Origin of the sequence: Leifsonia sp. 2MCAF36 (assembly GCF_052115525.1) — a bacterium.
In the GTDB taxonomy this organism is placed as follows: Bacteria; Actinomycetota; Actinomycetes; order Actinomycetales; family Microbacteriaceae; genus Leifsonia.
The window spans coordinates 36,243-61,907 of sequence record NZ_JBFRGV010000016.1 but is presented as its reverse complement, the minus strand read 5'-3'; the positions used below and the strand labels follow the sequence as shown (position 1 = coordinate 61,907).

The window sequence follows — 25,665 nt, the reverse complement described above, 5'->3', positions numbered from 1 at the left end:
CCAACACCACAGCGATCTGCGGAATCCGCAAACCCTGCCCCCACAACGCCTCAATCTTGCCGCGCTCCACCACCGACAACCGTGTCCCGACCATGAGCAGAATCCTCCCGGATCAGCCCGTTGCATCCACCACTAGACCCAGCCCGGCGCGTCGCGTGCAGAAAGTGTGTACTCGACGGTGGGGGTTAGGGGAGGAGGTTGGTGAGGAAGGGGTTGCGGAAGCGGGCGGCGGGGTCGAAGCGGGCCGCCAGGGACGCGAAGGCGGTGAGGCGCGGGTAGAGCGACGGGACGACGTGGTCGCGGTCGACGTACAGCTTGCCCCAGTGCGGGCGCGCGCCGAGCGGCAGCAGCGCCGCCTCCACCTGCGGAAGCACCGCCTCCACCCCGGCCTGGTCGCGGAACCACGTGAAGTGGAGGCCGACGACATCCGTCTGGTAGGCGCTGGACAGCCACAGCTCGTCGGCGGCGACCGTGCGGATTTCACTGATCTGCAGCAGCGGGGCGATCACCGGGCCGAGCGCTCGCACGGCCTCGATCGCCTCGACCGCCTTCGCTCGCGGGACGAGGTATTCCGACTGGATCTCCTCGCCGTTCGACGGCGTGAACGCGAACCGGAAGTGCGCCAGCCGCTCGCTCCACGGTCCGACGACGCCGAGCTGCTCGGTCGTGTTGCGCACATCCATCGTCGGGATCATGTGGCGCGCCTCGGTCAGGGCCGGCGCGCCGAAGAAGTCGTCCCCGACAGCCGTCTGGACGCCGTCCAGCTCCTTGAGCCAGGCGAGCGAGACCGTCTCCTCGGCCCAGGTCGTGAACAGGCTGACGCTGTACGCCGCTGAGGTGAGCTCGTCGAACCGGCCGAGCACCGCATCCCAGGGCACGCCGCCGAACAGCCGCTGGCGCGCATCGTACGTCGGGCGGATGTCGAGGGTCACCTCGGTGACGACGCCGAGCGCCCCGAGTGCGACGACCGCGCCGTCGAAGTCGTCGTCTCCGCGCCGCAGGGCGACGAGCTCGCCTGACCCGTTCAGGATGCGCAGGCCGGCGACGGCGGTGGCCAGGTTGCCGTTCCGGTCCCCGGAGCCGTGGGTCGCCGTCGCGATGGCCCCGGCGACCGAGATGTGCGGCAGCGACGCCAGGTTGTGGAGGGCCCAGCCGGCGTCCTGCAGGTCGCGGGCGAGGTCGCCGTAACGGACGCCGCCGCCGACCGTCACCGTGCGCGACGCCTCGTCGATGCGCACCGCTCCGGGCAGGCCCGCCATGCTGACCAGCAGTCCGTCGGTGTCCGCGAGGTCGTTGAAGGAGTGCCGGCTGCCCAGAGCCCGCACCGCCGGGGCACCGACGACGAGGTCGCGCAGCTCCTCCACCGACGTCGGCCGGGCGATCCGCTCGGCGCGGTACTCGTAGTTGCCTGCCCAGTTCTTCTCGGTCATCACGGCCCTTCCTCGGGTCCCCGTCGGCGGCCGGCCGGCCGTTCGACTCCCCTCATCCTACGGATGCGACCGGACCCGCAACGGCCCGGCGAGGGGATCGAAAACATGCGTTGCCGGGCCGGGTGGGCGAGCAGTATGGTGCCCCTGAAAAGCAGGGTGGGTGCCCGAGAGAGGGGCTGTCATGGCGGAATTCGAGTACGGTCCGGCGGAGTTCATGGTCGCGCAGTTCGACACGGACAGGCCGTCGGCAGGGGTCGTTCAGGCGATCCTCGACCTCGTCGAGAGCGGAACCGTCCGCCTCCTCGACCTGGTCTTCGTGGAGCGGCATCCCGACGGGAGTGTCGACATCATCGAGCTGGAGGAGATCGGCGACGAGATCGGGATGACCGACGTCACACTCGACGCCAGCGGTCTCGCCGGCGACGAGGACGTGCAGGACATCGCGGAGCTGCTCGAGCCGGGGTCCACGGGAGCGGTGCTCGTGATCGAGCACCTGTGGGCGAAGACCCTGGCCAGCCGCTTCTTCGAGTCCGGCGGCGTCGTGCTGCACAGCGAGCGCATCCCTGCGCCCGTTCTGAACGCGGTCGCGGCCGAGGCGTACGAAGAACTCGAAACAACGGAGAGCTGAGGAGGACACCATGCCGTTTGGACGGATGGGACGCCCGGGACTGATCGGGATGGCGGCACGCACGGCGGTCGTCGCGGGAACCGCCACGGCGGTCTCCGGGAACGTGCAACGACGCCAGCAGCAGAGGGCGCAGGGTCAGTACGACCAGCAGCAGGCGCAAGCCGACGAACAGCAGGCGCAGATGCAGCAGATGGCTCAGCAGGCTGCGGCGCAGCAGGCGGCGATGCAGCAGCAGGCCGCTCCGGCAGCGCCGGCCGCGGGCGACGACATGATGGCGAAGCTGCAGCAGCTCGCCACACTGCACTCGCAGGGCGTGCTCACGGACGAGGAGTTCGCCGGGGCGAAGGCGAAGCTGCTCGCGTAGCGCTTCCGCGCATCCCTCTACGATGGACGGGTGAGCGAACTTCCGGGCTGGGTCCACGTCTACTCGGGCAAGGTGCGCGACCTGTACGTGCCAGGGGGCGCGGACGGGCTCGCCGTCGCCGACAGCGTGCTCGTCGTCGCGAGCGACCGGGTGAGCGCGTTCGACCACGTGCTGGAGCCCGGCATCCCGGGCAAGGGCGAGCTGCTGACCACGTTGAGCCTGTGGTGGTTCGACCAGCTCGACGACGTGCCGAACCACCTCATCCCCGACCACACCCTGGTCGGCGACCGTGTCGTGGAGCGCATCCCGTCGGCCGTCTCCGGTCGATCGATGCTGGTGAAGCCGCTCGACATGTTCCCGATCGAGTGCGTCGTCCGCGGCTACCTCACCGGCAGCGGGTGGGCGGAGTACCGGGAGTCGCAGAGCGTCTGCGGGATCACGCTGCCCGGTGGCCTTCAGAACGGCGACCGCCTGCCCGAGCCCATCTACACGCCGGCCTGGAAGGCGCCGCTGGGCGAGCACGACGAGAACATCAGCTTCGAGCGCACCGTCGAGCTGGTCGGAGCGGAGGTGGCCGAAGAGTTGCGCCGCCTCTCGTTGCACGTGTACGAGCGCGGGGCGGCGATCGCGGAGCGCCACGGCGTCATCATCGCCGACACCAAGTTCGAGTTCGGCGCCGACCGCAGCACCGGCGAGATCACCCTCGCCGACGAGGTCCTCACCAGCGACTCGAGCCGCTTCTGGGATGCCGCCGCCTACACTGCGGGCGCCACGGCGGAGGAGCGGATGGCCAGCTTCGACAAGCAGATCGTCCGCGACTGGCTCGCGGCGAACTGGGACAAGAGCGGTACTCCCCCGCAGCTGCCGGCCGACGTGGTCGAGCGGACCGCCGGACGATATCGCGAGCTGCTGGAGCGGCTGACCGGACACTAGCCGGGTACCGGTCCACGTTCGGTGGCATGCCCCCGCGCGCATGCCGCGCGGTATAGCGTCCGTTCATGGACGCGATCACCCCTCCCGCCACGGCCGCCGTCGCCGACGCCGCCGTCCGCCTCGGCCTTCCCGTCTGCACGGCGCCGGTCAGCCTGCTCGCCCTGCTGCCCGGGCATCCCTTCGCCGGCCCCGCCGCTCCCGTGACGCACCTGGGCAGCGTGGATGTGCTGCTCGAGACCATCGACGACGCACCGCCGGGCGCCGTGCTGGTGGTGGACAACGGCGGCCGCGACGACGAGGCCTGCGTGGGCGACCTCATGCTGCTGGAGGCGGCGACCGCGGGGCTGTCCGGCGCGGTGATCTGGGGCCGGCACCGCGATACGGCGCAGCTGCGCGAGATCGGGCTTCCGGTGTTCAGCCGGGGAGCGCATCCCTTCGGCCCGCGCCGCGTGCCGCCGGCCGGGACCGCGATGCGCTCCGCCGTCCTCGACGGGGTCGCGGTGACTCCGGAGCACTGGATCGTCGCGGACGACGACGGCGTGCTCGTCGTCGCCGCTGCCGACCGGGAGCGGCTGTTCGCGGAGGCGTCGCGCATCCAGACCGTCGAGGGGGCGCAGGCCGAGCGGATGCGCGGGGGCTCCTCGCTGCGCGACCAGCTCGACTTCTCGCGCTACCGACGGGAGCAGGCCGCCGATCCCACGCTGACCCTCCGCCGGTACCTCGCCGAAAACGGCGGTGCGATCGAGACGTGAAATAGTCCCGGTCCGCCCGGCGTTCAACAGGTATGCCCGAACTGTTGCCCGCCGACTCCGCCATGGGTGCGGTCACGCTCCGCGTCGCCGACCTCGACGCCATGACCGCCTACTACCGCGACGCCGTCACGCTCGACGTGCTGGCCGCCGAGGGCCACCGTGTCATCCTGGGCCGCGGCACGACGCCCGCGGTGATCTTGGAGCACGCTCCGGAGCTGCAGCACGCGTCGCCCGGCGAGGCGGGGCTGTTCCACACGGCGATCGTGTTCGACACGCAGGAGGCGCTGGCCGCCGCGATCTACTCCGTCGCCCGCCGAGCGCCGGGCACCTTCACCGGCAGCGCCGACCACCTGGTCAGCACCGCCTTCTACTTCACCGACCCGGAGGGGAACGGCGTCGAGCTGTACTGGGACCGCGACCGCAGCCTGTGGAGCTGGACGCACGGCCAGGTCGAGATGGCGACGCTGTATTTGGACCCGAACGCCTTCCTCACCGAGCACCTCACCGAACGCGGCGCGGCCCTGGCCGAGGCCGACGGCATCGCGTCGTTCGGGGACGCCGCCGTCGGCCACGTGCACCTGTCCGTCGGCGACGTCGCGTCCGCACGCGCCTTCTACGTCGACCGGCTGGGCTTCGAGACGACCGCGGAGTTGGGCAGCAGCGCGCTGTTCGTCAGTGCCGGCGGCTACCACCACCACATGGCCATGAACACCTGGAACAGTCGAGGCGCTGGCCGCCGCCGGCTGGCGCTGGGCCTCGGCCAGGTCGAGATCCGGGTGCCGTCGGCCGACGACCTCGGCGAGCTGAGCGAGCGGATGCGGCACTACGGTGTCGCCGCGGTCGCAGCCGGGATGGCTGCGACCTCCTCCCTCTTTCACGTCTTATCGGCCGGGTCTCCGGTCAGTCGGTGGCCGGGGCGGCGTGGACGCCGTGCGGCGGCTCCTCACCGGGCGCGACATCCGTCGCGGGTGGGACCGGGGCGGCGTGCGAGCCGTGCGGCTTCGCATCCACCGGGACCGGGGCCGCGTGGGAACCGTGAGTCGAGCTCGCGGCCTCCGTCGCTCCGACGGCGACCGGCTCGACGGCACCGGCGTCGGCCGGAACACCGGCCGAAGCTCCGGCCGGAGCCGCCGCGCCCCAGGCACGCGGCTTCGGCCGCTCCCACCAGATGACCACGAGGGCGCCGAGGAAGGCGACCGCGGCAGGCAGCAGCAGAGCCTCTGACATGGCCTGGGTGAACCCGGCGTGCAGGAACTGAGGCAGTTCGGTGCCGGAGGCGGCCCCGCTGGCGTTGGCTGCGCCACCCGGCGCCTTCGGCAGGTCGGCTGTCAGCCGGCTCGAGATGAGGGCGGCGATGGATGCGCTACCCAGCACGGCGCCGATCTGGCGGGTGGTGTTGAAGACGCCGGAGCCGGCGCCTGCCTGGTTCATCGGGAGGTTTCGGGTCGCCGTGGTGGAGATCGGACCCCACACGCCCGACATCGCAATGCCGAGGGTGAAGCTCGGGATAAGCAGCAGCCAGATGTTGACGTCGGGCGAGAGCATCCACGAGTAGAGACCCAGCGAGAGTGCGAACAGCACCAGGCCGGCGACCGCGATGTTCCGCGGGTTGACCCGGTCGATGAGGCGTCCCACGATCGGGGCCAGTGCGCCGGTGGAGACGGCCATCGGTGCGAGCATCAGAGCCGACTCGGTCGGGGTCAGGCCGCGGACGGTCTGGAAGTAGAACACCAGCGGCAGCGCCATGCAGGTGACCGCGAACCCGACGGTGGTGATTGCGGCGTTCGACAGCGAGAAGTTGCGGTCCCGGAAGAGCGGCAGCGGGAGCAGCGGCTCCTTCTTGTTGAAGGCCTGCCAGACCACGAACCCGGCGAGCACCACGATGCCGGAGATGATGAGGCCCCAGACGGTGATCGGGCCCCAGATGACACCCCAGTCGTAGGTGCCGCCCTCCTGGATGCCGAATACCAGCAGGAACATGCCGACCGCCGAGAGGATCACGCCGAGGATGTCGAAGCTGTGGTTGTGGGTCTGCAGCTTCGGCACCAGGCGCACCGCGAGGATGAACGCGACGATGCCGACGGGCACGTTGATGAAGAAGATCCACTCCCAGCCGAGGCTGTCGACCAGAACGCCACCGAGGATCGGACCGACCAGCGTCGCGACGCCGGCCACGGCTCCCCACAGGCCCATGGCCGCACCGCGGCGGTCCGGCGGGAAGATGCGGGTGATGACCGCCATGGTCTGCGGCGTCATCAACGCGGCGCCGAGACCCTGCACGACGCGAGCGGCGATGAGGATGCCGATGCTGCCGGAGAACCCGCACCAGGCGGAGGCCAGCGTGAAGACCACGAGGCCGGAGAGGTAGAGGTTCTTCGGGCCGAACCGGTCACCCAGTCGCCCGGTGATGAGCAGCGGCACTGCGTAGGCGAGGAGGTAGGCGCTCGTCACCCAGATGACGGCGTTGTAGTCCGTCCCGAGGTTGAGGCCCTTCATGATCGAGGGGTTGGCGACCGACACGATGGTGGTGTCGATCAGGATCATGAAGAACCCGATGACCAGGGCCCAGAGGGCCGGCCACGGCTTCAGTTCGCGTTCCATTGTCACGTTCTTCCTGTTGAGAGCGGGGTCGCTCAGTGCTTTTCCTCATCCCAGGAGAGGGCTCCCGTTTCGAGGTCGTCGATGAGGGCTTCGAGCGTGGCCGCGTCGGCCTCCGCCATTGCGCGCTGGTAGCGCACATCCACCCAGTACTTGGCGGGCAGCGATTTCGCCCGCACGGTCCGGATCCCGTCGTCGTAGACGGCGATGTCCGCCCGGATGAGCCCGACGCGTTTGCGGAGCAGCGCGATGACGGTCTCGACGGGCAGGTTGTGCGACTCCCCGAGGCCGAGGGGGAACTCGGGGAACTCGTTGACGGGGGTCGCGATGATGTCGGCGACGCGTTCGGAGAGGGCGTTCGTGCCGTCCTCGGTGATCGCATACGTGGTGCGCTCGGGGCGGTTGCCTTCGCGCTCGGTGCCCGTCGCGCGCACCAGACCGTGCCGCGCCAGGCGGTCGACGGTGTGGTAGAGCGAGCCGGGGCGCACCTTCACGAGCCGGTCCTCGGAGCGCTGCACCAGGGTCTGGTACATCTCGTACGGATGCGACGGGCCCTCGGCGAGCAGCGCGAGCGCCGCGACGGCGAGGGGAGTGAGGGTGCGTGGTTCAGTCATATTGTTCCGGGTTGATTATTCCAGAAGGAATATACGGCACGGGTCAATGCGAGTCAAGTACCGTGAACGGCAGGTGAACAAAGGAGTGACCATGCTGTACTCACTGCCGGGCGACCGGTCGCCACAGGTCGCCGACGATGCGTGGGTCGCGCCGGGAGCGACGGTCGTCGGCGACGTCACCCTCGCCGCCGGCGCGAGCGTCTGGTACGGCGCGGTGGTCCGGGCGGACAACGCCCCCATCACCATCGGAGCCGAGTCGAACCTGCAGGACAACGTGTCGGCGCACGTCGACACCGGCTTCCCGCTCACGGTCGGCGCGCACGTCTCGGTCGGGCACAACGCGGTGCTCCACGGCTGCACCATCGAGGACGACGTGCTGGTCGGGATGAGCGCCACGGTCATGAACGGAGCCCGCGTCGGCTCCGGCTCGCTGATCGCGGCCGGGGCGGTCGTGACGCAGGGGGCCGTCATCCCGCCGCGCTCGCTGGTCGCCGGCGTCCCGGCCAAGGTGCGCCGCGAGCTCACCGACGAGGAGCGGGAGGCCATCGCGCGGAACGCTGCCGGGTACGTGCAGAAGACGGCCGAGCACCGGCAGGCGACGCCGATCGACTGAGGCGTACCGGGGGTCGGGGCTCAGGCGTCGAGCATCGCCCGGTTGAGGGCGAGCAGCTGGTCGGTGAACAGCTTCGCGCCGCCCTGTGCGGGATGCCGCACCGCCGGCGCCTCGATGCCCGCCTCGGCGAGCGCGCCCTGCGCCTTGCGGCCGACAGCGACGACCGTCTGGATGCCCAGGGCGCGGATCAGCTCATCGGCGACCGGGCCGCCCGCCCGCACCTCCGACGACCGCGGCGTGCGGTTCGTGTGCGGCCGCCCTCTCTCGAAGGGGTGGTGCGGATACACCGGCCACGACAGCGGGAGCGGGCCGCGCCACTGGCGCATCGTCTCCCAGAACACTCGGCTGGATGCCTCCCACGGCGCCTGCGGCACCGGCGGGAGCTCCAGTCCCGGCAGCACCCCGGCCTCCACCTCGCGCACCGACGTGAAGGGCACGCCGGTCACGGTCATCCCTCGCCAGCCGGGCGCCTCGCCGAGCAGCAGGATCGGCGCGTGCGGACCGTCCAGGTAGCGTCGCAGGTTGCGCTCGCGCAGCCGGCCCAGGTCGTCGTGCCCGAACAGCAGCTCGGCGTCGTCCGGCGCGGGCACCTCGCGGATCATCTCGAAGAAGCGGTCGAACACCACCCCAGGCTACGGCCGGACGGCGACCCGCGGGTGCGAGGCGGCGGCCAGGGCCCGGTCCACCTCGGCGAGCGGGAACGTCTCGCCCACCTGGGCCGCGAAGGGATAGCGCTGCCAGGCGTCGGCGAGGAACCGCACCGCCTGCTCCAGGTGCCGCGGCGCATAGTTGTGCACACCGCGGATGGTGAGCAGGTTGCGCACCAGCTGTTCCGGGATGATGCCGAGCTCGGGGCCGGTCGTGACCGAGCCGACGAGGACCAGCACGCCCCCCACATCCACTGCACCGAGCAACGACCGGACGGCCGCCGGGTCACCGGACAGCTCCAGCGCGATCGTCGGCGCGGTCGTCCGGCCGCCGGCTTTGGCGAGCACCGCGGACAGCGAGGCGGGGTCCGCGACCGCGACCGCGCCGAACGCGCGGGCAGCCTCCCGCCGGTGCGGCAGTGGCTCGCTGACGACGACGCGCGCGCCCGCGTCGGTCGCCATCGCCGTCGCGGTCAGACCCAGCATCCCGGCCCCGGCGATCACCACAAGCGCGCCCTCGAGCGGGACGATCGCGGACGCCGCCTCCAGGGCGGCGGCGACGCTCGCGGTCGAACACGAAGCGGGCGCGAGCACTTCGGCGGGGATGTCGTCCGGTACACGCACCAGCGGCGTCCCGTCCAGGATGTGCGTGTGCGTCGCGAAGCCGCCCGACAGTTCCCAGCCGCGCCGCATCCGCTCGTGGCCGTACTTCTGCAGATTCGCGCACTTCTGCGGCAGCCCGCGACGGCACCTGGCGCACCGGCCGCAGGGGACGGCCACCGACCAGACGACCCGCTCCCCCAGCGCGACGCGATGGCCGTCGGTCGTCTTGGCGCCGCCCCGGCCGAGCGCGATCACGCGGCCGACCTGCTCGTGGCCGAGCACCAGGGGCGCCTGCGCCTGCTGCTGACCGAGCACGGTGTGGATGTCGGAGCCGCAGACCGTGGCGAGCTCCACCTCCGCGAGCACGTCGCCGGGCGCCAGGCGGACCCCCGGCACGGCGACCGCTTCGTGCGCGTGCCCGTCGCCTGGCCACACCATCGCGGTGGCCGACGGGTACACGCTCACCCCCATCCCGAGGCGGGCAGGCGGCTCGACGACGCGTGGGGTGACCGCCTTGATGGTCACCGGACGTGCTCGTAGCCGAGCAGCTCGGGCAGGTCGGCGACGCTCGGAAGCACGGCGTCGGCGCCCGCGTCGAGCAGGGTCTGCTCGTCGTGCGCACCGGTCAGCACTCCGACCACCAGGCCGGCGCCCGCTGCGATCCCCGACGCGATGCCGCTCGCGGTGTCAGCCACCAGGACCATCCCCTCGACACTGGATGCGCCGGTGCGCAGCAGGGCGGTCAGCGGCAGGTCGGGGAAGGGCCGGTCACGGCCGGCATCGCCCGGGGTCAGCGTCACGTCGGCCAGGTCGGTCCAGCCGAGGGCGTCGAGCACCACATCCCGGCTGCGCGGAGAAAGGCTCGAGGTGAGCGCGACCTTGACGCCGGTCGACCGGAGGCGGCGGATGAGCTCCTCTGCGCCGGGGACGGCGCGCAGACCCTGCGCGTCGACGAGGTCGGCGTAGGTCGACTCGAACACGGCGTTGGCGTGCTGCGCCTGGTCGTCGTCGCTGGTGAGCGTTTGGAAGACGCCGACGGTGGGTAGGCCGACGGCCTCCCGCGCAAAGGCGAAAGCGGCCGCGCGTTCCTCCGGCGTGGCACCGATCCCTGCGGCCGCTGCCGCGCGCGCGAAGGCGCGCTCGATGAGCCCGTCGTCGATGACGGTGGTCCCGGCCAGGTCGAGCACGACCAGCTCCAGGTCGGCGAGGTCGTCGTCGCGATCAGCGCCCGCGTCGCTGTCGTCCGTTTCGGCGGCATCGTCGAGACCGTCCTCGAACTCGTCCCAATCCTCCAGGCCGACGTCCTCCAGGCCGATCGACCGGGGATGCGGCGTTACATCGTCGAATTCACTGGTGATGCGTCCGTCAGGGGTCATCGTCGTGCCTTTCGTCGCGCCTTCTGCCGCCTCATCGACGTGCGATCGGAGGGCTTGGCCGCTGCCGCGCCACCCCGAACCCCGTCAGGCTAGGAGCCGGGTGCGTCGGCGTGCGCAACTACCGGTAACGCCGCGGTGAACGGACGGAGGACGGCCAGAGACAGCGGGAGTCGGCGCACGTCGACAGGAGGTGTTGCACTTTTCCGACGACCGGCGCAGAATTGCAGCATGGCAGCCGATGGCGACAACACCCGCGAGTTCGATCCCGAGATCGTCACCGACTTCCGGGAACGGATGTCGTACGGCTCCTACCTCGACCTCGGGACGCTGCTCAGCGCGCAGCGTCCGGTGAGCCGCCCGGAGCATCACGACGAGCTGCTGTTCATCATCCAGCACCAGACCACCGAGCTCTGGCTGAAGCTCGTGCTCCACGAGTTGGAGTCGGCCCGCGACCTGCTGCGCGCCGACGACCTCTCGCCCGCGCTCAAACGCATCGCCCGGGTGAAGCACATCCAGCGCACGTTGACCGAGCAGTGGTCCGTGCTGGCCACGCTCACGCCCACCGAGTACGCGGAGTTCCGCGGTTTCCTCGGCAACTCGTCGGGCTTCCAGTCGTACCAGTACCGCGCAGTGGAGTTCGTGCTCGGCAACAAGAACCGCCGCATGCTCAGCGTCTTCGAGAGCGACCCCGAAGCGCACGCCCTGCTGGCGAGTCTGCTCGAGGCGCCGAGCATCTACGACGAGTTCCTGCGCTACCTCGCTCGTGCCGGCTTCGCCGTCCCGGCCGCGCTCCTGGACCGCGACGTCACGCAGGCGCACGTCTTCACGCCGGAGCTCGTGCCGGTGTTCCGCGGCATCTACGAGAACGCGACCGACCACTGGCGCGAGTACGAGGCGTGCGAGGAGTTCGTCGACCTGGAGGACAACTTCCAGCTCTGGCGCTTCCGTCACCTCAAGACCGTCCAGCGCACCATCGGCATGAAGACCGGCACCGGCGGATCGAGCGGATCGGCGTTCCTGCAGAAGGCGCTCGACCTCACGTTCTTCCCGGAGCTGTACGCCGTGCGCACGGAGATCGGCGCGCCCGCGTGAGCGAACCGGGCTCGGCACGTGACCAGCCCGGCCGACCGGCCGAGCCGGAGGCCGACGCCTACGTCACCGCGGACGCCGTCTGGAACGGCCACCGCTTCCTCCGCGAGCGCACGTTCCGCTGCGACGGCGAACGTCTGCACCCCGTCGAGGATGTGCCCGCGCACGCCCGTGCACGACGCCACCGCGTCGAGGGCACGCTGTTCCCGCGGCTCACCGACCATCACACGCACCTCGGTCTCACCGACCAGCACGCCCTGTTCGCAGGCGGTATCACGCACGCGATCGACCTCGGCTGGATCCCGGCCGTCGCCGCCGGCTGGCTCGCGGACGACCTGACCCGGCCGTCCGTCGCCATCGTCGGCTCGCTGATCACCTGCGTGGGCGGCTACCCGGTCAACGCCGGGTGGGGGCCGCCGGGCTCCGCGGCGGAGGTCGGCGGCGAGCGGGAGGCACGGCTGGCGGTGCGGGCGAATGTCATACTCGGAGCCTCCCGCATCAAGGTCACCCTCAACACCGAGGCCGGCGAAACTGTGGATAACCGCGTCCTGCACGGAATTGTGGCCGAAGCTCACGCGCAGGGCGTTCCGGTGACGGTGCATGTGGAGGGCGCCGGCCAGACCGCCCGCGCCGTCGCCGCCGGAGCCGACCAGCTCGCGCACACCCCGTTCACCGAGCGTCTCGACGACGCGCTGATCCAGGAGTCCGCACGGCGCGGGATGAGCTGGGTGAGCACCCTCGACATCCACGGCTGGGGCGACCACACCGAGCAGCATGTCGTCGCCCGCGACAATCTCGGCCGATTCGTTCGAGCGGGCGGCCGGGCGCTGTACGGCACCGACCTCGGCAACGGCGGCCTCCCGGTCGGCGTCAACGAGCGTGAGCTGCGCGGAATGCTCGACGCCGGCGTCGATCCCGCCGCCGTCCTCCGCTCGATCGCCGGGCTCCGTCGCGCCGACGACGACCGGCCGCCGACCATCGGCCCGCGCGTCGCCTGGGTCCCCACCGCGCCGCCGGGGCACGGCTCCCTCCCGGACGCCCTCCCTGGCTGGCTCGCCACCGCACGCGGCCTCACCGTCGCACGGCTGACGGCAACCGACCGCGCCACTCCATCCACACCTTCCGACCGCACCACCCCCGAGGACGACGCATGACCGACTTCGACACCGACGTTCCCCTCCTTCTCTCGCCGGACCCGCTCTCCGCCGCCCGCGCACTGGACGCCTCCGACCCGCTCGCCGCCTTCCGCAGCCGCTTCGCCGGCATCGACGACGGCAGCTCGCAGGTCGTCGCCTACTTCGACGGGAACTCGCTCGGCCGCCCGACGCGCGCCAGCATCGAGCGCATCCAGCGCTTCCTCCTGGACGGCTGGGGCGACCGCCTCATCCGCGGCTGGGACGAGGAGTGGATGGAGCTGCCGTTCACGATCGGCGACGACCTGGGCCGCGCAGCTCTCGGCGCCGCGCCGGGCCAGACGTTCATCGGCGACTCGACGACCGTCCTCCTCTACAAGCTGGCGCGGGCAGCGGTCGACAGCCTCCCGGATCGCAGCGAGATCGTGCTGGACACCGACAACTTCCCGACCGACCGCTACCTGCTCGACGGCATCGCCCGCGAGCGAGGCCTGCGCCTGGTCTGGATCGAGGCGGACACCGAAGCCGGCGTCACCCCCGAGCAGGTCGCCGCTGCGGTCGGTCCGGAGACGGCTCTCGTCGTACTCAGCCACGTCGCGTACCGTTCCGGTTTCCTCGCCGACCTGCCCGCCATCAACCGCATCGTCCACGACGCGGGCGCGCTCGTGCTCTGGGACCTCTGCCACTCGGCGGGCTCCGTGCCGGTGGAACTGGACGCGGCCGGCGTCGACCTCGCTGTCGGCTGCACCTACAAGTACCTCAACGGCGGCCCTGGATCGCCGGCCTTCGGCTATGTGAACGAGCGCCTCATCCCCCACCTCGCTCAGCCCATCCAGGGCTGGATGGGCGTGCGCGACGTCTTCACGATGGGTCCGGAGTACCAGCCGGCGGACGGGCTGCGGCGCTTCCTCAGCGGAACCCCGCCGATCGTCGGGATGCTCGCCATGCGGGACACGATCGCGATGATCGAGGAGGCGGGCATCGCGGCGGTGCGTGCCAAGTCCGTCGCGCTGACCGAGTTCGCGATCGCGCTGGCCGAGGAGTGGCTGACACCGCTCGGCGTGACCCTGGCCAGCCCGCGCGACGCGGAGCGGCGAGGCGGCCACGTCACCCTCAGCCACCCGGCGATGCAGGAGGTGACTTCGCTGCTCTGGCAGCGCGACGTCATCCCCGACTACCGCGATCCGGACGGCCTGCGCGTCGGCCTGTCGCCGCTCAGCACCAGCTTCGAGGAGGTCTGCGCCGGGATGGCCGCGGTGCGGGATGCGCTCGGCGAACTGACCCATGACTGACGTCGCCGCCAGCGCCGATGTCACCGTCGCCGACGACCTGGAGGCGACGAGCGGAAGCGCCACCGCGCTGCTGCGGACCGTCGTGGGCAGCGTCGTGCGCCCGATCGGCGGGTGGGTGAGCGCGGCAGGCGCCGTCCGGCTGATGGGCGACCTCGGCATCCCGGCGGCGACCGCCCGCTCCAGCCTCGCCCGGCTGTGCTCGCGGGGCGTGCTGCGCCGGGAGCCGCGGGACGGCGTGGCCGGCTACGCCCTCGAGCCGGCCGCCATCCCGATGCTGGAACGCGGCGACGACCGCATCTTCGGCACGCGCGTCGAGGCATCCGCCTGGTGCCTGCTCTCCTTCTCCTTTCCGGAGCGCCGCCGCGGCAGCCGCGACCGTCTCCGCCGACGGCTCGCCGCGCTCGGCTGCGGGACCGTCGCCGATGGCCTGTGGATCGCCCCGGCCGCCCTCGAAGACGAACTCGCCGCAGCCGCCCGGGACATCGCGGGCGAGGCGGACATCATCCTGTTCGCCGACGCGTCACCCCGCGGAGACCTGGCCGCCGGCCTGGCGCGCTGGTACGACCTTCCCGCCATCCGCCGCGTCCACGAGTCGTTCCTTGCCCGCTTCGGTGCCGCCCCGGAGCCCTCCTACGACCGGCAGGCCTTCGCCCTGTGGATGCGCGCCCTCGACGAGTGGCGCGTCATCCCGTACCGCGACCCCGGTCTCCCCGCCGCTGCGCTCCCGCCGGGCTGGCCCGGGGCTGCGACGGCCGCCCTGTTCCTCCGGCTCCGCGCCGACCTGGAGGCGCGCGCCGTCGCCCACGCGGCCGCCGTCGCCGCCCCGGCCCACACGGTCGAGCACGCACGGTAGAATCGACGCGAATCCCCACCTTGTCGCCCGAGTGAGCGGAGTGTCCCCGTGCCCACCATCGTTGTTGAAGTGATGCCCAAGGCCGAGCTGCTCGACCCGCAGGGCAAGGCCGTCGCCGGAGCGCTCGCGCGCACCGGCCGTGGGCGCGTCACCGGAGTTCGCGTAGGCAAGCGCTTCGAGCTGACCGTAGACGGGCCGATCGACGACGAGGTGCGCGCGACAGTCCAGGAGATTGCGGGCGAGATCCTCTCCAACTCGGTGATCGAAGACGTGGTGGGCATCCACTACCCCGCCGAGGTCGACGCCTGATGCGCATCGGCGTCATCACCTTCCCCGGCTCGCTCGACGACCGCGACGCACTGCGCGCCGTCCGGCTGGCCGGCGCGGAGCCGGTCGCGCTGTGGCACGGCGAGCACGACCTCCAGGGCGTCGACGCCCTGGTGCTGCCCGGCGGCTTCAGCTACGGCGACTACCTGCGCTGCGGCGCCATCGCCTCCCTGTCGCCGATCATGACCGAGGTCGTGGATGCGGCCGCCAAGGGGATGCCCGTGCTCGGCATCTGCAACGGCTTCCAGATGCTCGCCGAGGCCCACCTCCTGGCCGGCGGCCTGATCCGGAACGACCACGGCAACTTCATCCGCCGCGACCAGCACCTCACCGTCGAGAACACCGCGACCCCGTGGACCTCCGGCTTCGAGCAGGGCCAGGAGATCGTCATCCCGCTGAAGAACGGCGAGGGCGGCTTCATCGCCTCGGCCGAGGAACTGAACCGCCTCGAGGGCGAGGGGATGGTCGCCTTCCGCTACGCGGGCGTCAACCCGAACGGCTCGCTCAACGACATCGCCGGCGTGCGCAACGACCGCGGCAACGTGGTCGGCCTCATGCCGCACCCCGAGCACGCGGTCGAGGCCGGCTTCGGCCCCGATACGCGCGACGCCATGCGCTCCGGCACCGACGGCCTCACCTTCTTCACCTCCGTCATCCGCTCAACCCTCGTCGCCGCATAATCGCTTCCTCGGTTAATCCGGGCTCAGACCGGCGTGTCGGCGGATTTATCGAGGAAGCGTTGGCAGGGGCCGGGGGAAGTTGGGAACCGGGGTGGGTGTCGCGGACACTTCATAGGTGTGAGGGGTATTCGACTGGACGAGCCGGGAGTGCTCGAACGTGTGCGCGGCGGTGACGCCGATGCGTTCGGGGAGCTGTTCGATCTGCACCATGACCGTGTCTTCCGGCAGGCCGTCCGGCTGACGTCGTCGATCCACGACGCCGAGGACGTGACGGCCGTGGTCTTCCTGGAGGCCTGGCGCCGCCGGGAGGCGATGCGGGAGGTGAACGACTCCGTCATCGGCTGGTTGCTGGTGATGACCAACTTCGTGTTCCGCAACTACTCGCGTGCGTCCCGCCGCTACCGCGACGGACTCCAGCAGCTCCCGCCGCCCGAGTACTCGCCCGATCACGCCGACGCCGTCGACGACCGCATCGACCGCGACTCCCGCCGCGCCGCACTGCGCACCGCGCTGGCCACGCTGCCGCGACGCGACCAGGACATCCTCACCCTCTGCGTGCTCGAGGAACTGAGCACCGCCGACGCCGCCGCGGCCCTCGGCATCGCACCGGGCACCGTGAAATCGCGCCTCTCCCGCGCGAAGGCCCGGCTGGCAGCCCTGCTCCAGGGCGACGACACACTTCAGACGAACGGAGGAGAGCGATGAGCGACCAGCCCACCTTCGACCCGCGCCGCAAAGCAGCGATCCGCAACCTAGTCGTGGACAACGCGGCAGCGAACCCCGGACGCGCCGGCGGACGCAAACGCACCGCACTGATCGCCACCCTGGTGGTCCTCGCCCTCAGCATCTCCGGCGGCACCGTCGCCTACGCCCTCGGCACCGGCCTGCTCGACCCGAAGCCGGTCGCGGCTCCGACGGCGACGGCCACCCCCACGCCCACGCCCACGCCGACACCCACCCCGACGCCCACCCCGACCGTCGCAGCCCCTGTGCAGGACCCGTCCGACCCATCCACCTGGATCATCGGATTCGACGGCGTCGGACCCCTCAAGCTCGAGGTACCCTTCGACACGCAACGAGCACTCGTTCCGACCCTGAAGGACGTCACCGAGTCGGTCTGCTCACCGAGTTACCTGGATCTCCACGCGACGAGCAATCTGGTCGTCCGCCTCGCCCACCCGCAGGACGGCGCAGAACGGACAGCAGCTATCATTCTCGGAATCGGGCAGCCGCAATTGGCCCAATCGCGAGCGGACTCGCCGAAGACGAGCGAGGGCATCGGACTGGGCTCGACGATGGACGAACTCGCGGCAACCTACCCGGACCGCGTGCAGACCACGAGTCTTCGGGGACTGCCGCAGTACGGCATTACGAACGGCCAGGGCTCGTGGATCGTATTCAATATGGCCGACGACCGCGTGGTAGGCATCCAGCTCGCCGACGCAGCGGACCTTCCCGTCGAGAACACCAGCGTTCAGACCATTCCCTACGAGCGCTGCCCGGCCTGACCCGCCGCGGCTGCCGGTAGACTGGAGCCCATCCCCCGCCTGCCCCGCCCAGCCAGGAGTTCCCGCGTGACCGACACCGCCACCGCCCACGTCGTCGACACCGTCGCGAACGCCGCCGAGACTCCCGAGCGGGAGCAGCCGTACGCAGCGCTCGGCCTCAAGCCGGACGAGTACGCGCGCATCCGCGAGATCCTCGGCCGCCGGCCGACCAGCGGCGAGCTCGCCATGTACTCGGTGATGTGGTCGGAGCACTGCTCGTACAAGTCGTCGAAGATCTACCTGCGCCAGTTCGGCCAGAAGGTCAGCCCGGCGATGAAGAAGAACCTCATGGTCGGCATCGGCGAGAACGCCGGCGTGGTGGATGTGGGTGAGGGCTGGGCGGTCACGTTCAAGGTGGAGTCGCACAACCACCCCTCCTACATCGAGCCCTTCCAGGGCGCTGCGACCGGCGTCGGCGGGATCGTCCGCGACATCATCTCGATGGGCGCACGCCCGGTCGCCGTGATGGACCAGCTGCGCTTCGGCGCCATCGACAGCCCGGACACCGCCCGCGTCGTGCACGGCGTCGTCTCCGGCATCTCGTTCTACGGCAACTGCCTGGGCCTGCCGAACATCGGCGGCGAGACCTATTTCGACCCGATCTACCAGGGCAACCCGCTCGTCAACGCACTGTCCGTCGGCGTGCTCCGCCACGAAGACCTGCACCTGGCGAACGCGTCCGGGGCCGGCAACAAGGTCGTGCTGTTCGGTGCGCGCACCGGCGGCGACGGGATCGGCGGGGCCAGCATCCTGGCGTCCGACACGTTCTCCGCGGGCGGGCCCACCAAGCGCCCGGCCGTGCAGGTCGGCGACCCGTTCGCCGAGAAGGTGCTCATCGAGTGCTGCCTGGAGCTGTTCCGCGACAAGCTGGTCGAGGGCATCCAGGACCTCGGCGCGGCCGGAATCTCGTGCGCGACCAGCGAGCTCGCCTCCAACGGCGACGGTGGGATGTTCGTCGAGCTCGACAAGGTGCTGCTGCGCGACCCGAGCCTCACGGCAGAGGAGATCCTCATGTCGGAGAGCCAGGAGCGCATGATGGCCGTCGTCAAGCCGGAGCTGCTCGACGCCTTCCTCGCCGTCACCGCGAAGTGGGATGTCGAGACCAGCGTGCTGGGCGAGGTCACCGAGACCGGCCGGCTCGTCATCAACTGGAAGGGCGAAGAGATCGTCAACGTCGACCCGCGCACGGTCGCGGTCGACGGCCCGGTCTACGAGCGTCCCGTCGCCTACCCGACCTGGATCGACGCTCTGCAGGACGACTCGGCCTCGGTGCTCACACGCCCGACGACCGGCGACGAGCTGCGCGAGCAGACGCTCGCCCTCCTCGGCAGCGCGAACCTCGCCGACAAGGGCTGGATCACCGACCAGTACGACTATTTCGTGGGCGGCAACACCGCGCTGGCCTTCCCGGACGACGCGGGCATGATCCGCGTCGATGAGGAATCCGGACTCGGCTTCGCCATCGCGACCGACGCCAACGGCCGCTACTGCCAGCTCGACCCGAAGCAGGGCGCCCGCCTGGCGCTCGCCGAGGCGTACCGGAACGTTGCGGCGTCCGGCGCTGTGCCCGTCGCCGTCACCGACTGCCTCAACTTCGGCAGCCCGGAGAACCCCGAGGTCATGTGGCAGTTCTCGCAGGCCGTCGAGGGTCTCTCGGACGCCTGCCTGGAGCTCGAGATCCCGGTCACCGGCGGCAACGTCTCCTTCTACAACCAGACCGGCGACACCCCGATCTTCCCGACGCCGGTCGTCGGCGTGCTCGGCGTGATCGACGACGTCGCGCGCCGCATCCCGTCCGGCTGGCAGGACGAGGGCGAGAACATCTACCTGCTGGGAACCACCCGCGAAGAGCTGGACGGCTCGGCGTGGGCGGGCACCATCCACGGCCACCTCGGCGGTCACCCGCCGGCGGTCGACCTGGCCGCTGAGCGCTCGCTGGCGGAGGCACTGCACGCCGCGTCCCTCGAGGGCCTGGTGTCGTCGGCGCACGACCTGGCCGACGGCGGCCTCGCGCAGGCTCTCGCCGAGAGCGTCATGCGCTTCGGCGTCGGCGCGCGCGTCTGGCTGACCGAGATCGAGGAGCGCGACGGCGTGGATGCGGCGACCGCTCTGTTCTCGGAGTCGACCGCGCGGGTCATCGTCACCGTCCCGCGCGAAGACGACGTGAAGTTCCGCGGCCTGTGCGACGGCCGCGGCATCCCGGCCCTCCGCATCGGGGTGACGGACGCCGAGGTCGGCGCCCAGCCCGTGCTCGAGGTGCAGGACCTCTTCACGGTCGGCCTGGAGGAGCTGCGCGGCGTGCACCGCTCGACCCTGCCCGAGCACTTCGGCCCGACGGTCGCCTGACCCGCGAGCCGAGGCCGGCGGGCGCGCAGGCTGACGCTACGGTGAAGCCATGAGCCGCGCCCGCACCGACGAGCTTCCACGCAGGCCCATCTCGGGCCTCGCCCGCAACCTGATCTACGGTTCGGCCATCGTGCTGCTCTGCGTGCTGATCGCCGCCAGCCTCGTCTCGTCGTCGCCCTGGCCGTCGGCGCTCATCATCCGCAGCGTCTTCGAGAAGGGCGCGGCGGACACGGTGGCCGAGATGAAGCCGTACGTGCCCACCTCAGGGATCTCGGCGAAGACCGGCATCCGCTACGCCTCAGGGTCCCCGGACACGACGCTCGACGTGTTCCGGCCGGACCAGGCCAAGGCACCATTGCCCACGGTCGTCTGGATCCACGGCGGCGCCTGGATCTCGGGGGCCGCTGCCAACGTCGACCCGTACCTGCGCATCCTGGCGAGCCATGGCTACACCACGGTCGGCCTGAACTACACCGTCGGTCCGGAGGCCACCTACCCGACGGCGGTGCACCAACTCAACGACGCACTCGCGTACCTGAACGAGAACGCCGCAAGCCTCGGCATCGACCCGACCCAGATCGTCCTGGCGGGCGACTCCGCCGGGGCGCAGCTCGCCAGCCAGCTGGCGGCTCTCACCACCAACCCGGAGTACTCCCACCTGCTCGGGATCGCGCCAGCCCTGCACGCGTCGCAACTGTCCGGCGTCATCCTCAACTGCGGGGTCTACGACCTCGACGCCCTCGCCGATCTGACGGGGATCGCCGCCTGGGGTTTCAAGACCGCGCTCTGGGCGTACACCGGCACCAAGGAGTGGTCGCAGACATACGTGGGCAACACCATGTCGACCATCCAGCACGTCACGGCCGACTTCCCGCCCACCTACATCTCGGGCGGCAACGGCGACGGCCTGACCTGGACGGAGTCCGTCCCGATGTCGGCCGCGCTCAAGGCCCAGGGCGTCGACGTCACGGAGCTGTTCTGGCCGGCGCCGCACGAGCCGAAGCTGCCCCACGAGTACCAGTTCCACCTGCACTACCCCGAGGCGCGGCAGGCGCTGGCGGCGACGATCGACTTCCTCGCCGCGCACACGCACTGATCGAGCGGGGCGGAGCGGGGCGGGGCGGAGCGGGGCGGCTACTCCGCTGCAGCCTCGGCCGCGGCCAGCTCGGCCTGCCGCCGGGTGAACAGGCGCACCCTCTGCTGCGTGAGCAGGATGCCGCCGATCACGATCACCGCTCCGGCCGGCTCGTTCCAGGTCAGGTGCTCCCCGAGCACCAGGATGCCGAGGGCGACTCCGACGACCGGTGTGACGTAGGTGACCCCGGAGGTGATGGTCGGGCCCCACGCGCGCAGCACGTTCATGTTCCAGATGTAGACGACCCCGGTGCCGAGGGCACCGAGCGCCAGCAGCGAGAGCAGCACGGGCCAGCTGAACGTGATCGGGTCCCAGGCCACGATCGGGGTCAGCAGCAGCATGATCACCGCAGCGATCCCGATGTTGAGGAAAGCGCTCGCGGTCGCCGACACCGCGCGCGGGCTGATGAACCGGCGGATGTAGCCGAAGCTGAAGCCGTAGCAGGTGACCGCACCGAGGCAGGCCAGCTGGCCCCACAGGCTGCCGGCGAGCGCATCCACCGCCCAGGGTCCGACGACAACGATCACGCCGAGGATGCCGACCGCGACGCCCAGCACCTGGTCGCGGTTGAGCTTCTCGACGCGGAACGCCGCCGTGGCGAGGATCGCGGTGGTGATCGGCGTGACCGCGTTGTAGATGCTGGCCAGGCTCGACGACACATACTGCTCGGCCCAGGCGAAGAGCAGGAACGGGATGACGCAGTACGTGACCGCGACGACGGTGAAGTGCAGCCAGACGATCGGCTCGCGCGGCAGCCGCGCGCGCATCACCAGTGCGATGACGCCGAGCGTGACCGCGCCGAAGACCAGTCGCGCCCACGCGACCTGACCGAAACTGACGCCTCCCAGGGCCACCTTCATGAACAGAAAACTGGCGCCCCAAACGAGCCCCATTGCGGCGAACTGCAGAGCGACCTTCACCCTTCGACGTTAGCGGCTGCCACCGACGCGGGCACGCGGGAATCGGACCCGGAGGGGATCATGGGAGGCGGGAATACTTCCTGCGACTCGGCGTTGTATGCATTTGCATAGAAACGGCGAGAACAAACAGAGGAGCCAGACATGCAGTACGGAATCTTCTCCGTCAGCGACATCACCCGCGACCCGGTATCCGGGGAGACGCCGAGCGAGGCGGAGCGCATCGACGCGATCGTGAAGATCGCGACGCACGCGGAGGAGGTCGGGCTGGACGTCTTCGCCATCGGCGAGCACCACAACCCGCCATTCTTCTCCTCGTCACCCAGCACCCTGCTCTCGCACATCGCGGCGCTGACCAAGACGCTCACGGTCACCACGTCGACCACGCTGATCACCACCAATGACCCTGTCCGCATCGCCGAGGAGTACGCGATGCTGCAGCACCTCTCCAAGGGGCGCATGGACCTGATGGTCGGGCGCGGCAACACCGGCCCGGTGTACCCGTGGTTCGGCCAGGACATCCGCCAGAGCCTGCCGCTGGCCCTCGAGAATTACAACCTCCTGCACCGCCTGTGGCGCGAGGACGTCGTCGACTGGGAGGGACGCTTCCGCACCCCGCTGCAGGGCTTCACCTCCACACCACGCCCGCTGGACGACGTTCCCCCGTTCGTCTGGCACGCCAGCATCCGCACGCCGGAGATCGCCGAGCAGGCCGCGTTCTACGGCAACGGCTTCTTCGCGAACAACATCTTCTGGCCGAAGGACCACTACCAGCGGCTGATCGCGTTCTACCGCGAGCGCTTCGAGCACTACGGCCACGGCACTGCGAAACAGGCGATCGTCGGTCTCGGCGGCCAGGCGTTCATCGCGAAGAACTCGCAGGACGCGAAGGACCAGTTCCGCCCCTACTTCAACGAGGCCCCGGTCTACGGCAACGGCCCCACGATGGAGGAGTTCACCGATGCCACCCCGCTGAGCGTGGGCAGCCCGCAGGAGATCATCGACAAGACGCTGACCTTCCGCGAGTGGGCCGGCGACTACCAGCGCCAGCTGTTCCTGATGGACCACGCCGGTCTGCCGCTGAAGACGGTTCTCGAGCAGCTCGACCTGCTCGGCGAGTACGTCATCCCGGTGCTCCGCAAGGAGACCGAGGCCCGGAAGGACCCGGAGACCGTGGACGCGCCGACGCACGAGTCGCTGATCCTCGCCAAGTACGGTGACAGCGCCCCGCGCCAGCCGCGTCCGAACGCGAACCGCGGCGACAACGTGACCGGTGCATCCCCGTACCAGGACACCGAGGAGCAGTTCCAGGCGAGCTACCCGTCGCTCTGACATCGAACACCCGCGACACTCAACCCCGCGACACTCAACACAGTGAAGAAGGACAGATCATGACCAGCACCGAGCAGCGACCGTTCCGCGTCGTGGTGGTGAACGCGGGCGTCAGCGACCCGTCGTCCACCAAGATGCTCGCCGACCGCCTCGCCCTCCGGGTCGAGGTGATCGCCCAGCGCGACGGCCGCACGGTCGAGACGCTCAACCTCGACCTCCGCGAGCTGCTGCCCGAGCTGGGCGCGGCCCTCGCGTCCGGCCACCTGGGCCCGAAGTTCACGAAGGCGATCGAGGCACTGAAGTCGGCGGACGGCATCATCGCGACGGCGCCGGTCTACAAGGCCGGCCCGAGCGGACTGTTCACCTCGTTCTTCCAGGTGCTCGACAACGACCTCCTCATCGCCAAGCCGGTGGTGCTCGGGGCGACCGCGGGCACCGCCCGGCACGCGCTGGCCGTCGACGGCGAGATGCGGTCGCTGTTCGCCTTCCTCCGGACGATGACCACGCCGACGTCGGTCTTCGCCGCCACCGAGGACTGGCAGGACAAGGCGCTCACCAAGCGGATCGACCGCGCCGCCCGTGAGCTCGTCGTCCTGATGGAGTCCGAGGTCGAGGCCAAGATCACGGACGCCTCGTGGGACAGCTACCAGCACGAGTTCGGGTCGGCCGGCGGAAACGAGCTGGGCATTGACCTGGGCTCCGACCTGATGCGGCTGGCGGCCGGCGGGACGCTGCCTACGCAACGGCGCTAGCCCTCCGCACGCCTGACCGTTCGCGAGCAGGCCCCGGGCCAGGAATGGACTGAGCCCGGGGCCTGTCCGCGTCTCCGGCCCGCCCCCTCACGGTAGGGTGCAGGGTAGAACAGGGAGGTCTCGGGTTGGACGTTCTCACCGTGCTTCAGTGGATCGGCGTCGTCGTATGCCTGATCCTGGCGCTGTCCGGGCTCATCCCGGTGGTCGCCGCGGCCGCCACCTTCGTGGTCATCCCGTTCCACGCGTGGATCAACCACTACGCGAAGGCCGCGCCCTACCTCCCTCGGGTCGCCATCGTCGTGCCCGCCTGGAACGAGGGCGCCGTGATCGGCGCATCCATCGACCGGCTGATGAAGCTCGACTACCCGCGCGAGGCGCTGCGCATCTATGTGGTAGACGACGCGAGCACCGACGACACCCCGGTGGTCGTCACCGACCGCGCCGCCCGTTACCCGGGCAACGTGTTCCTGCTGCGCCGCGACCAGGGTGGTCAGGGCAAGGCGCACACCCTGAATCACGGCATCACGAAGGTGCTGGAGGACGACTGGATGGAGGCGCTCCTGATCATGGACGCCGACGTCATCTACACCCCGAACTCGCTCCGCCGGATGACCCGTCACCTGGCGGACCCGGACGTGGGCGCAGTGTCGGCGTACATCCGCGAGGGGAGCGCCGACCGCAACTACCTGACCAAGTTCATCAGCACCGAGTACGTGCTGTCGCAGCCCGCGGCGCGCCGCGCGCAGAACGTGCTGGGCGCTCAGGCCTGCCTGGCCGGCGGCGCCCAGCTGCACAGCCGGGAGAACCTGCTCGCCATCGGCGGCCGGATCGACACCTCCACCCTCGCCGAGGACACCATCACGACCTTCGAGACCCAGCTGCGCGGCCGCAGGGTCGTCTTCGAGCCGCACGCGCACGTCCTGGCGGAGGAGCCGCGCTCGATCGACGGGCTCTGGAAGCAGCGGCTCCGCTGGGCTCGTGGGAACGTGTCCGTCACGGCGCGGTACTCCAAGGTGTGGTTCCGGCCGTCGCGAAAGCACAACCTGGGCGGCGTCAGCTTCGGGATCGTGTGGTTCAGCCTGTGGCTGCTCCCGCTGATCATGATCATGTCCTCGATCGGGCTCGCCGGGCTGCTGTTCCTCGAGAACCAGGTGGCGACCGGCGTCTTCCGGGTGCTCTGGATCTCGGCGGCACTCGCCTACCTCTTCGTGCTCATCCTCGGCTCCCAGACCGACGGGAAGACGACGAAGCACGAGCTCGGCCACGTGCTCCTCTTTCCCGGCATCATCAACATGATCGTCATGATCACCGCACTGTTCCCGCCGGTGATGCTGGTCTGGCTGCCGGGCCTCTTCGGCGTGACGCTCGACCGTCCGACGCTGTTCGCGCTGACGCTCGCCATCTACATCTGGATCCCCTTCTCGATGGTCTTCGCCTGGCTCGCCCGCAAGGCGGAGAAGACGCGCGCCGGACGCTGGCTGTCGCCCACGCTGATCTACCTCGCGGGATACGGTTCGCTGCTCTGCGCGATCACCTTCGACTCGTACGTGAAGGAGCTCGCGGGCGCCGAGGCGAAGTGGGACAAGACCGAGAAGGTCGGCCGCGTCGCCGCGGGCTGAGCCACGTCGTACCGCGGAACCACGTCGCCCGGATGACGCACGCCGTCCGGCATGATCCTCACGGCCGATGCCGCCGCATGCGCTC

The 25,665-nt window shown here is 70.4% G+C and carries 25 protein-coding genes and 1 pseudogene; 19 read left to right on the top strand and 7 right to left on the bottom strand.

Going from position 1 to position 25,665, the window contains the following annotated elements:
• Positions 1 to 185: 185 nt before the first annotated feature.
• Positions 186 to 1,430, bottom strand: a complete 1,245-nt coding sequence (locus AB4079_RS19035) for an FAD-binding protein (protein ID WP_441788898.1) — start codon at positions 1,428 to 1,430, stop codon at positions 186 to 188.
• A 181-nt stretch (positions 1,431 to 1,611) separates the two neighbouring features.
• Here AB4079_RS19035 and AB4079_RS19030 point away from each other — a divergent pair, with 181 nt between their 5' ends.
• From AB4079_RS19030 to AB4079_RS19010, 5 genes and pseudogenes are all read left to right on the top strand, one after another.
• Complete coding sequence (locus AB4079_RS19030; protein ID WP_441788897.1) at positions 1,612 to 2,058, top strand: DUF6325 family protein; 447 nt, start codon at positions 1,612 to 1,614, stop codon at positions 2,056 to 2,058.
• A 10-nt stretch (positions 2,059 to 2,068) separates the two neighbouring features.
• Positions 2,069 to 2,422, top strand: coding sequence for an SHOCT domain-containing protein (locus AB4079_RS19025; RefSeq protein WP_441788896.1), 354 nt, complete (start codon positions 2,069 to 2,071; stop codon positions 2,420 to 2,422).
• A gap of 30 nt (positions 2,423 to 2,452) precedes the next feature.
• Positions 2,453 to 3,355 carry a phosphoribosylaminoimidazolesuccinocarboxamide synthase gene (locus tag AB4079_RS19020; protein WP_441788895.1) on the top strand — a complete coding sequence of 301 codons (903 nt, stop codon included), beginning with the start codon at positions 2,453 to 2,455 and terminating at the stop codon, positions 3,353 to 3,355.
• Between the two features lie 65 nt (positions 3,356 to 3,420).
• Positions 3,421 to 4,107: an RraA family protein gene (locus AB4079_RS19015; RefSeq protein ID WP_441788894.1), complete on the top strand. Its 687-nt coding sequence runs from the start codon at positions 3,421 to 3,423 to the stop codon at positions 4,105 to 4,107.
• Between the two features lie 32 nt (positions 4,108 to 4,139).
• Positions 4,140 to 4,940: pseudogene (locus AB4079_RS19010) on the top strand (VOC family protein); the annotation flags it as partial.
• 67 nt (positions 4,941 to 5,007) lie between these two features.
• Here the strand turns inward: AB4079_RS19010 and AB4079_RS19005 are convergent.
• Positions 5,008 to 6,708 (bottom strand): MFS transporter, encoded by a 1,701-nt coding sequence (locus tag AB4079_RS19005; RefSeq protein WP_441788893.1) that lies wholly within the window; start codon positions 6,706 to 6,708, stop codon positions 5,008 to 5,010.
• 32 nt (positions 6,709 to 6,740) lie between these two features.
• Complete coding sequence (locus AB4079_RS19000; RefSeq protein WP_441788892.1) at positions 6,741 to 7,319, bottom strand: PadR family transcriptional regulator; 579 nt, start codon at positions 7,317 to 7,319, stop codon at positions 6,741 to 6,743.
• Between the two features lie 91 nt (positions 7,320 to 7,410).
• Here AB4079_RS19000 and AB4079_RS18995 point away from each other — a divergent pair, with 91 nt between their 5' ends.
• Positions 7,411 to 7,932: a gamma carbonic anhydrase family protein gene (locus AB4079_RS18995; protein WP_441788891.1), complete on the top strand. Its 522-nt coding sequence runs from the start codon at positions 7,411 to 7,413 to the stop codon at positions 7,930 to 7,932.
• Positions 7,933 to 7,952: 20 nt separating this feature from the next.
• Here the strand turns inward: AB4079_RS18995 and AB4079_RS18990 are convergent, their stop codons facing one another.
• From AB4079_RS18990 to AB4079_RS18980, 3 genes are read right to left on the bottom strand one after another with little or no spacing between them, the layout of a single operon-like run.
• Positions 7,953 to 8,555, bottom strand: coding sequence for a uracil-DNA glycosylase family protein (locus AB4079_RS18990; protein ID WP_441788890.1), 603 nt, complete (start codon positions 8,553 to 8,555; stop codon positions 7,953 to 7,955).
• Positions 8,556 to 8,564: 9 nt separating this feature from the next.
• Positions 8,565 to 9,707: a zinc-binding dehydrogenase gene (locus AB4079_RS18985; RefSeq protein WP_441788889.1), complete on the bottom strand. Its 1,143-nt coding sequence runs from the start codon at positions 9,705 to 9,707 to the stop codon at positions 8,565 to 8,567.
• Positions 9,704 to 10,558 carry an HAD family hydrolase gene (locus AB4079_RS18980; protein WP_441788888.1) on the bottom strand — a complete coding sequence of 285 codons (855 nt, stop codon included), beginning with the start codon at positions 10,556 to 10,558 and terminating at the stop codon, positions 9,704 to 9,706. Before AB4079_RS18980 ends, AB4079_RS18985 begins: the two co-directional genes overlap by 4 nt.
• 228 nt (positions 10,559 to 10,786) lie before the next feature.
• Between AB4079_RS18980 and kynA the strand changes: the two genes are divergently transcribed.
• From kynA to AB4079_RS18930, 10 genes are all read left to right on the top strand, one after another.
• Complete coding sequence (gene kynA, locus AB4079_RS18975; RefSeq protein WP_441788887.1) at positions 10,787 to 11,650, top strand: tryptophan 2,3-dioxygenase; 864 nt, start codon at positions 10,787 to 10,789, stop codon at positions 11,648 to 11,650.
• Entirely contained in the window at positions 11,647 to 12,801 is a 1,155-nt protein-coding gene (locus tag AB4079_RS18970) for an amidohydrolase family protein (protein ID WP_441788886.1), read from the top strand. Before kynA ends, AB4079_RS18970 begins: the two co-directional genes overlap by 4 nt.
• Positions 12,798 to 14,072: a kynureninase gene (locus AB4079_RS18965; RefSeq protein WP_441788885.1), complete on the top strand. Its 1,275-nt coding sequence runs from the start codon at positions 12,798 to 12,800 to the stop codon at positions 14,070 to 14,072. Before AB4079_RS18970 ends, AB4079_RS18965 begins: the two co-directional genes overlap by 4 nt.
• A complete protein-coding gene (locus tag AB4079_RS18960) occupies positions 14,065 to 14,925 on the top strand; it encodes a PaaX family transcriptional regulator (RefSeq protein ID WP_441788884.1) in 861 nt (286 codons plus the stop codon). Before AB4079_RS18965 ends, AB4079_RS18960 begins: the two co-directional genes overlap by 8 nt.
• A gap of 48 nt (positions 14,926 to 14,973) precedes the next feature.
• Positions 14,974 to 15,234 (top strand): phosphoribosylformylglycinamidine synthase subunit PurS, encoded by a 261-nt coding sequence (gene purS / locus AB4079_RS18955; RefSeq protein WP_441788883.1) that lies wholly within the window; start codon positions 14,974 to 14,976, stop codon positions 15,232 to 15,234.
• Positions 15,234 to 15,932, top strand: coding sequence for a phosphoribosylformylglycinamidine synthase subunit PurQ (purQ, locus tag AB4079_RS18950; RefSeq protein ID WP_441788882.1), 699 nt, complete (start codon positions 15,234 to 15,236; stop codon positions 15,930 to 15,932). Before purS ends, purQ begins: the two co-directional genes overlap by 1 nt.
• 147 nt (positions 15,933 to 16,079) lie before the next feature.
• Positions 16,080 to 16,637, top strand: a complete 558-nt coding sequence (locus tag AB4079_RS18945) for an RNA polymerase sigma factor (protein ID WP_441788881.1) — start codon at positions 16,080 to 16,082, stop codon at positions 16,635 to 16,637.
• On the top strand, positions 16,634 to 17,440 hold the full coding sequence (locus tag AB4079_RS18940) for a hypothetical protein (RefSeq protein WP_441788880.1): 807 nt from the start codon (positions 16,634 to 16,636) through the stop codon (positions 17,438 to 17,440). Before AB4079_RS18945 ends, AB4079_RS18940 begins: the two co-directional genes overlap by 4 nt.
• A gap of 66 nt (positions 17,441 to 17,506) precedes the next feature.
• Positions 17,507 to 19,825, top strand: coding sequence for a phosphoribosylformylglycinamidine synthase subunit PurL (purL, locus tag AB4079_RS18935; protein ID WP_441788879.1), 2,319 nt, complete (start codon positions 17,507 to 17,509; stop codon positions 19,823 to 19,825).
• Positions 19,826 to 19,874: 49 nt separating this feature from the next.
• A complete protein-coding gene (locus AB4079_RS18930; protein WP_441788878.1) occupies positions 19,875 to 20,921 on the top strand; it encodes an alpha/beta hydrolase in 1,047 nt (348 codons plus the stop codon).
• Positions 20,922 to 20,959: 38 nt separating this feature from the next.
• Here the strand turns inward: AB4079_RS18930 and AB4079_RS18925 are convergent, their stop codons facing one another.
• Entirely contained in the window at positions 20,960 to 21,880 is a 921-nt protein-coding gene (locus AB4079_RS18925) for a DMT family transporter (protein WP_441788877.1), read from the bottom strand.
• A gap of 141 nt (positions 21,881 to 22,021) precedes the next feature.
• Between AB4079_RS18925 and AB4079_RS18920 the strand changes: the two genes are divergently transcribed.
• The 3 genes from AB4079_RS18920 (at position 22,022) to AB4079_RS18910 (ending at position 25,580) form a co-directional block, all read left to right on the top strand.
• Positions 22,022 to 23,209 (top strand): LLM class flavin-dependent oxidoreductase, encoded by a 1,188-nt coding sequence (locus AB4079_RS18920; protein ID WP_441788876.1) that lies wholly within the window; start codon positions 22,022 to 22,024, stop codon positions 23,207 to 23,209.
• A 59-nt stretch (positions 23,210 to 23,268) separates the two neighbouring features.
• Complete coding sequence (locus AB4079_RS18915) at positions 23,269 to 23,961, top strand: CE1759 family FMN reductase (protein ID WP_441788875.1); 693 nt, start codon at positions 23,269 to 23,271, stop codon at positions 23,959 to 23,961.
• A 140-nt stretch (positions 23,962 to 24,101) separates the two neighbouring features.
• Complete coding sequence (locus tag AB4079_RS18910) at positions 24,102 to 25,580, top strand: glycosyltransferase (protein ID WP_441788901.1); 1,479 nt, start codon at positions 24,102 to 24,104, stop codon at positions 25,578 to 25,580.
• The last annotated feature ends 85 nt before the right edge of the window (positions 25,581 to 25,665 follow it).

What these genes read in the sequence shown, in the direction of transcription:
- AB4079_RS19000 (WP_441788892.1), bottom strand. Translation starts at nt 7,319, where the DNA reads ATGACTGAACCACGCACCCTCACTCCCCTCGCCGTCGCGGCGCTCGCG.
- AB4079_RS18965 (WP_441788885.1), top strand. Translation starts at nt 12,798, where the DNA reads ATGACCGACTTCGACACCGACGTTCCCCTCCTTCTCTCGCCGGACCCG.
- AB4079_RS19015 (WP_441788894.1), top strand. Translation starts at nt 3,421, where the DNA reads ATGGACGCGATCACCCCTCCCGCCACGGCCGCCGTCGCCGACGCCGCC.
- AB4079_RS19025 (WP_441788896.1), top strand. Translation starts at nt 2,069, where the DNA reads ATGCCGTTTGGACGGATGGGACGCCCGGGACTGATCGGGATGGCGGCA.
- AB4079_RS18915 (WP_441788875.1), top strand. Translation starts at nt 23,269, where the DNA reads ATGACCAGCACCGAGCAGCGACCGTTCCGCGTCGTGGTGGTGAACGCG.
- AB4079_RS18930 (WP_441788878.1), top strand. Translation starts at nt 19,875, where the DNA reads ATGAGCCGCGCCCGCACCGACGAGCTTCCACGCAGGCCCATCTCGGGC.
- AB4079_RS18960 (WP_441788884.1), top strand. Translation starts at nt 14,065, where the DNA reads ATGACTGACGTCGCCGCCAGCGCCGATGTCACCGTCGCCGACGACCTG.
- AB4079_RS19035 (WP_441788898.1), bottom strand. Translation starts at nt 1,430, where the DNA reads ATGACCGAGAAGAACTGGGCAGGCAACTACGAGTACCGCGCCGAGCGG.
- AB4079_RS18940 (WP_441788880.1), top strand. Translation starts at nt 16,634, where the DNA reads ATGAGCGACCAGCCCACCTTCGACCCGCGCCGCAAAGCAGCGATCCGC.
- AB4079_RS18920 (WP_441788876.1), top strand. Translation starts at nt 22,022, where the DNA reads ATGCAGTACGGAATCTTCTCCGTCAGCGACATCACCCGCGACCCGGTA.
- AB4079_RS18980 (WP_441788888.1), bottom strand. Translation starts at nt 10,558, where the DNA reads ATGACCCCTGACGGACGCATCACCAGTGAATTCGACGATGTAACGCCG.
- AB4079_RS18995 (WP_441788891.1), top strand. Translation starts at nt 7,411, where the DNA reads ATGCTGTACTCACTGCCGGGCGACCGGTCGCCACAGGTCGCCGACGAT.
- AB4079_RS19030 (WP_441788897.1), top strand. Translation starts at nt 1,612, where the DNA reads ATGGCGGAATTCGAGTACGGTCCGGCGGAGTTCATGGTCGCGCAGTTC.
- kynA (WP_441788887.1), top strand. Translation starts at nt 10,787, where the DNA reads ATGGCAGCCGATGGCGACAACACCCGCGAGTTCGATCCCGAGATCGTC.
- AB4079_RS19005 (WP_441788893.1), bottom strand. Translation starts at nt 6,708, where the DNA reads ATGGAACGCGAACTGAAGCCGTGGCCGGCCCTCTGGGCCCTGGTCATC.
- purQ (WP_441788882.1), top strand. Translation starts at nt 15,234, where the DNA reads ATGCGCATCGGCGTCATCACCTTCCCCGGCTCGCTCGACGACCGCGAC.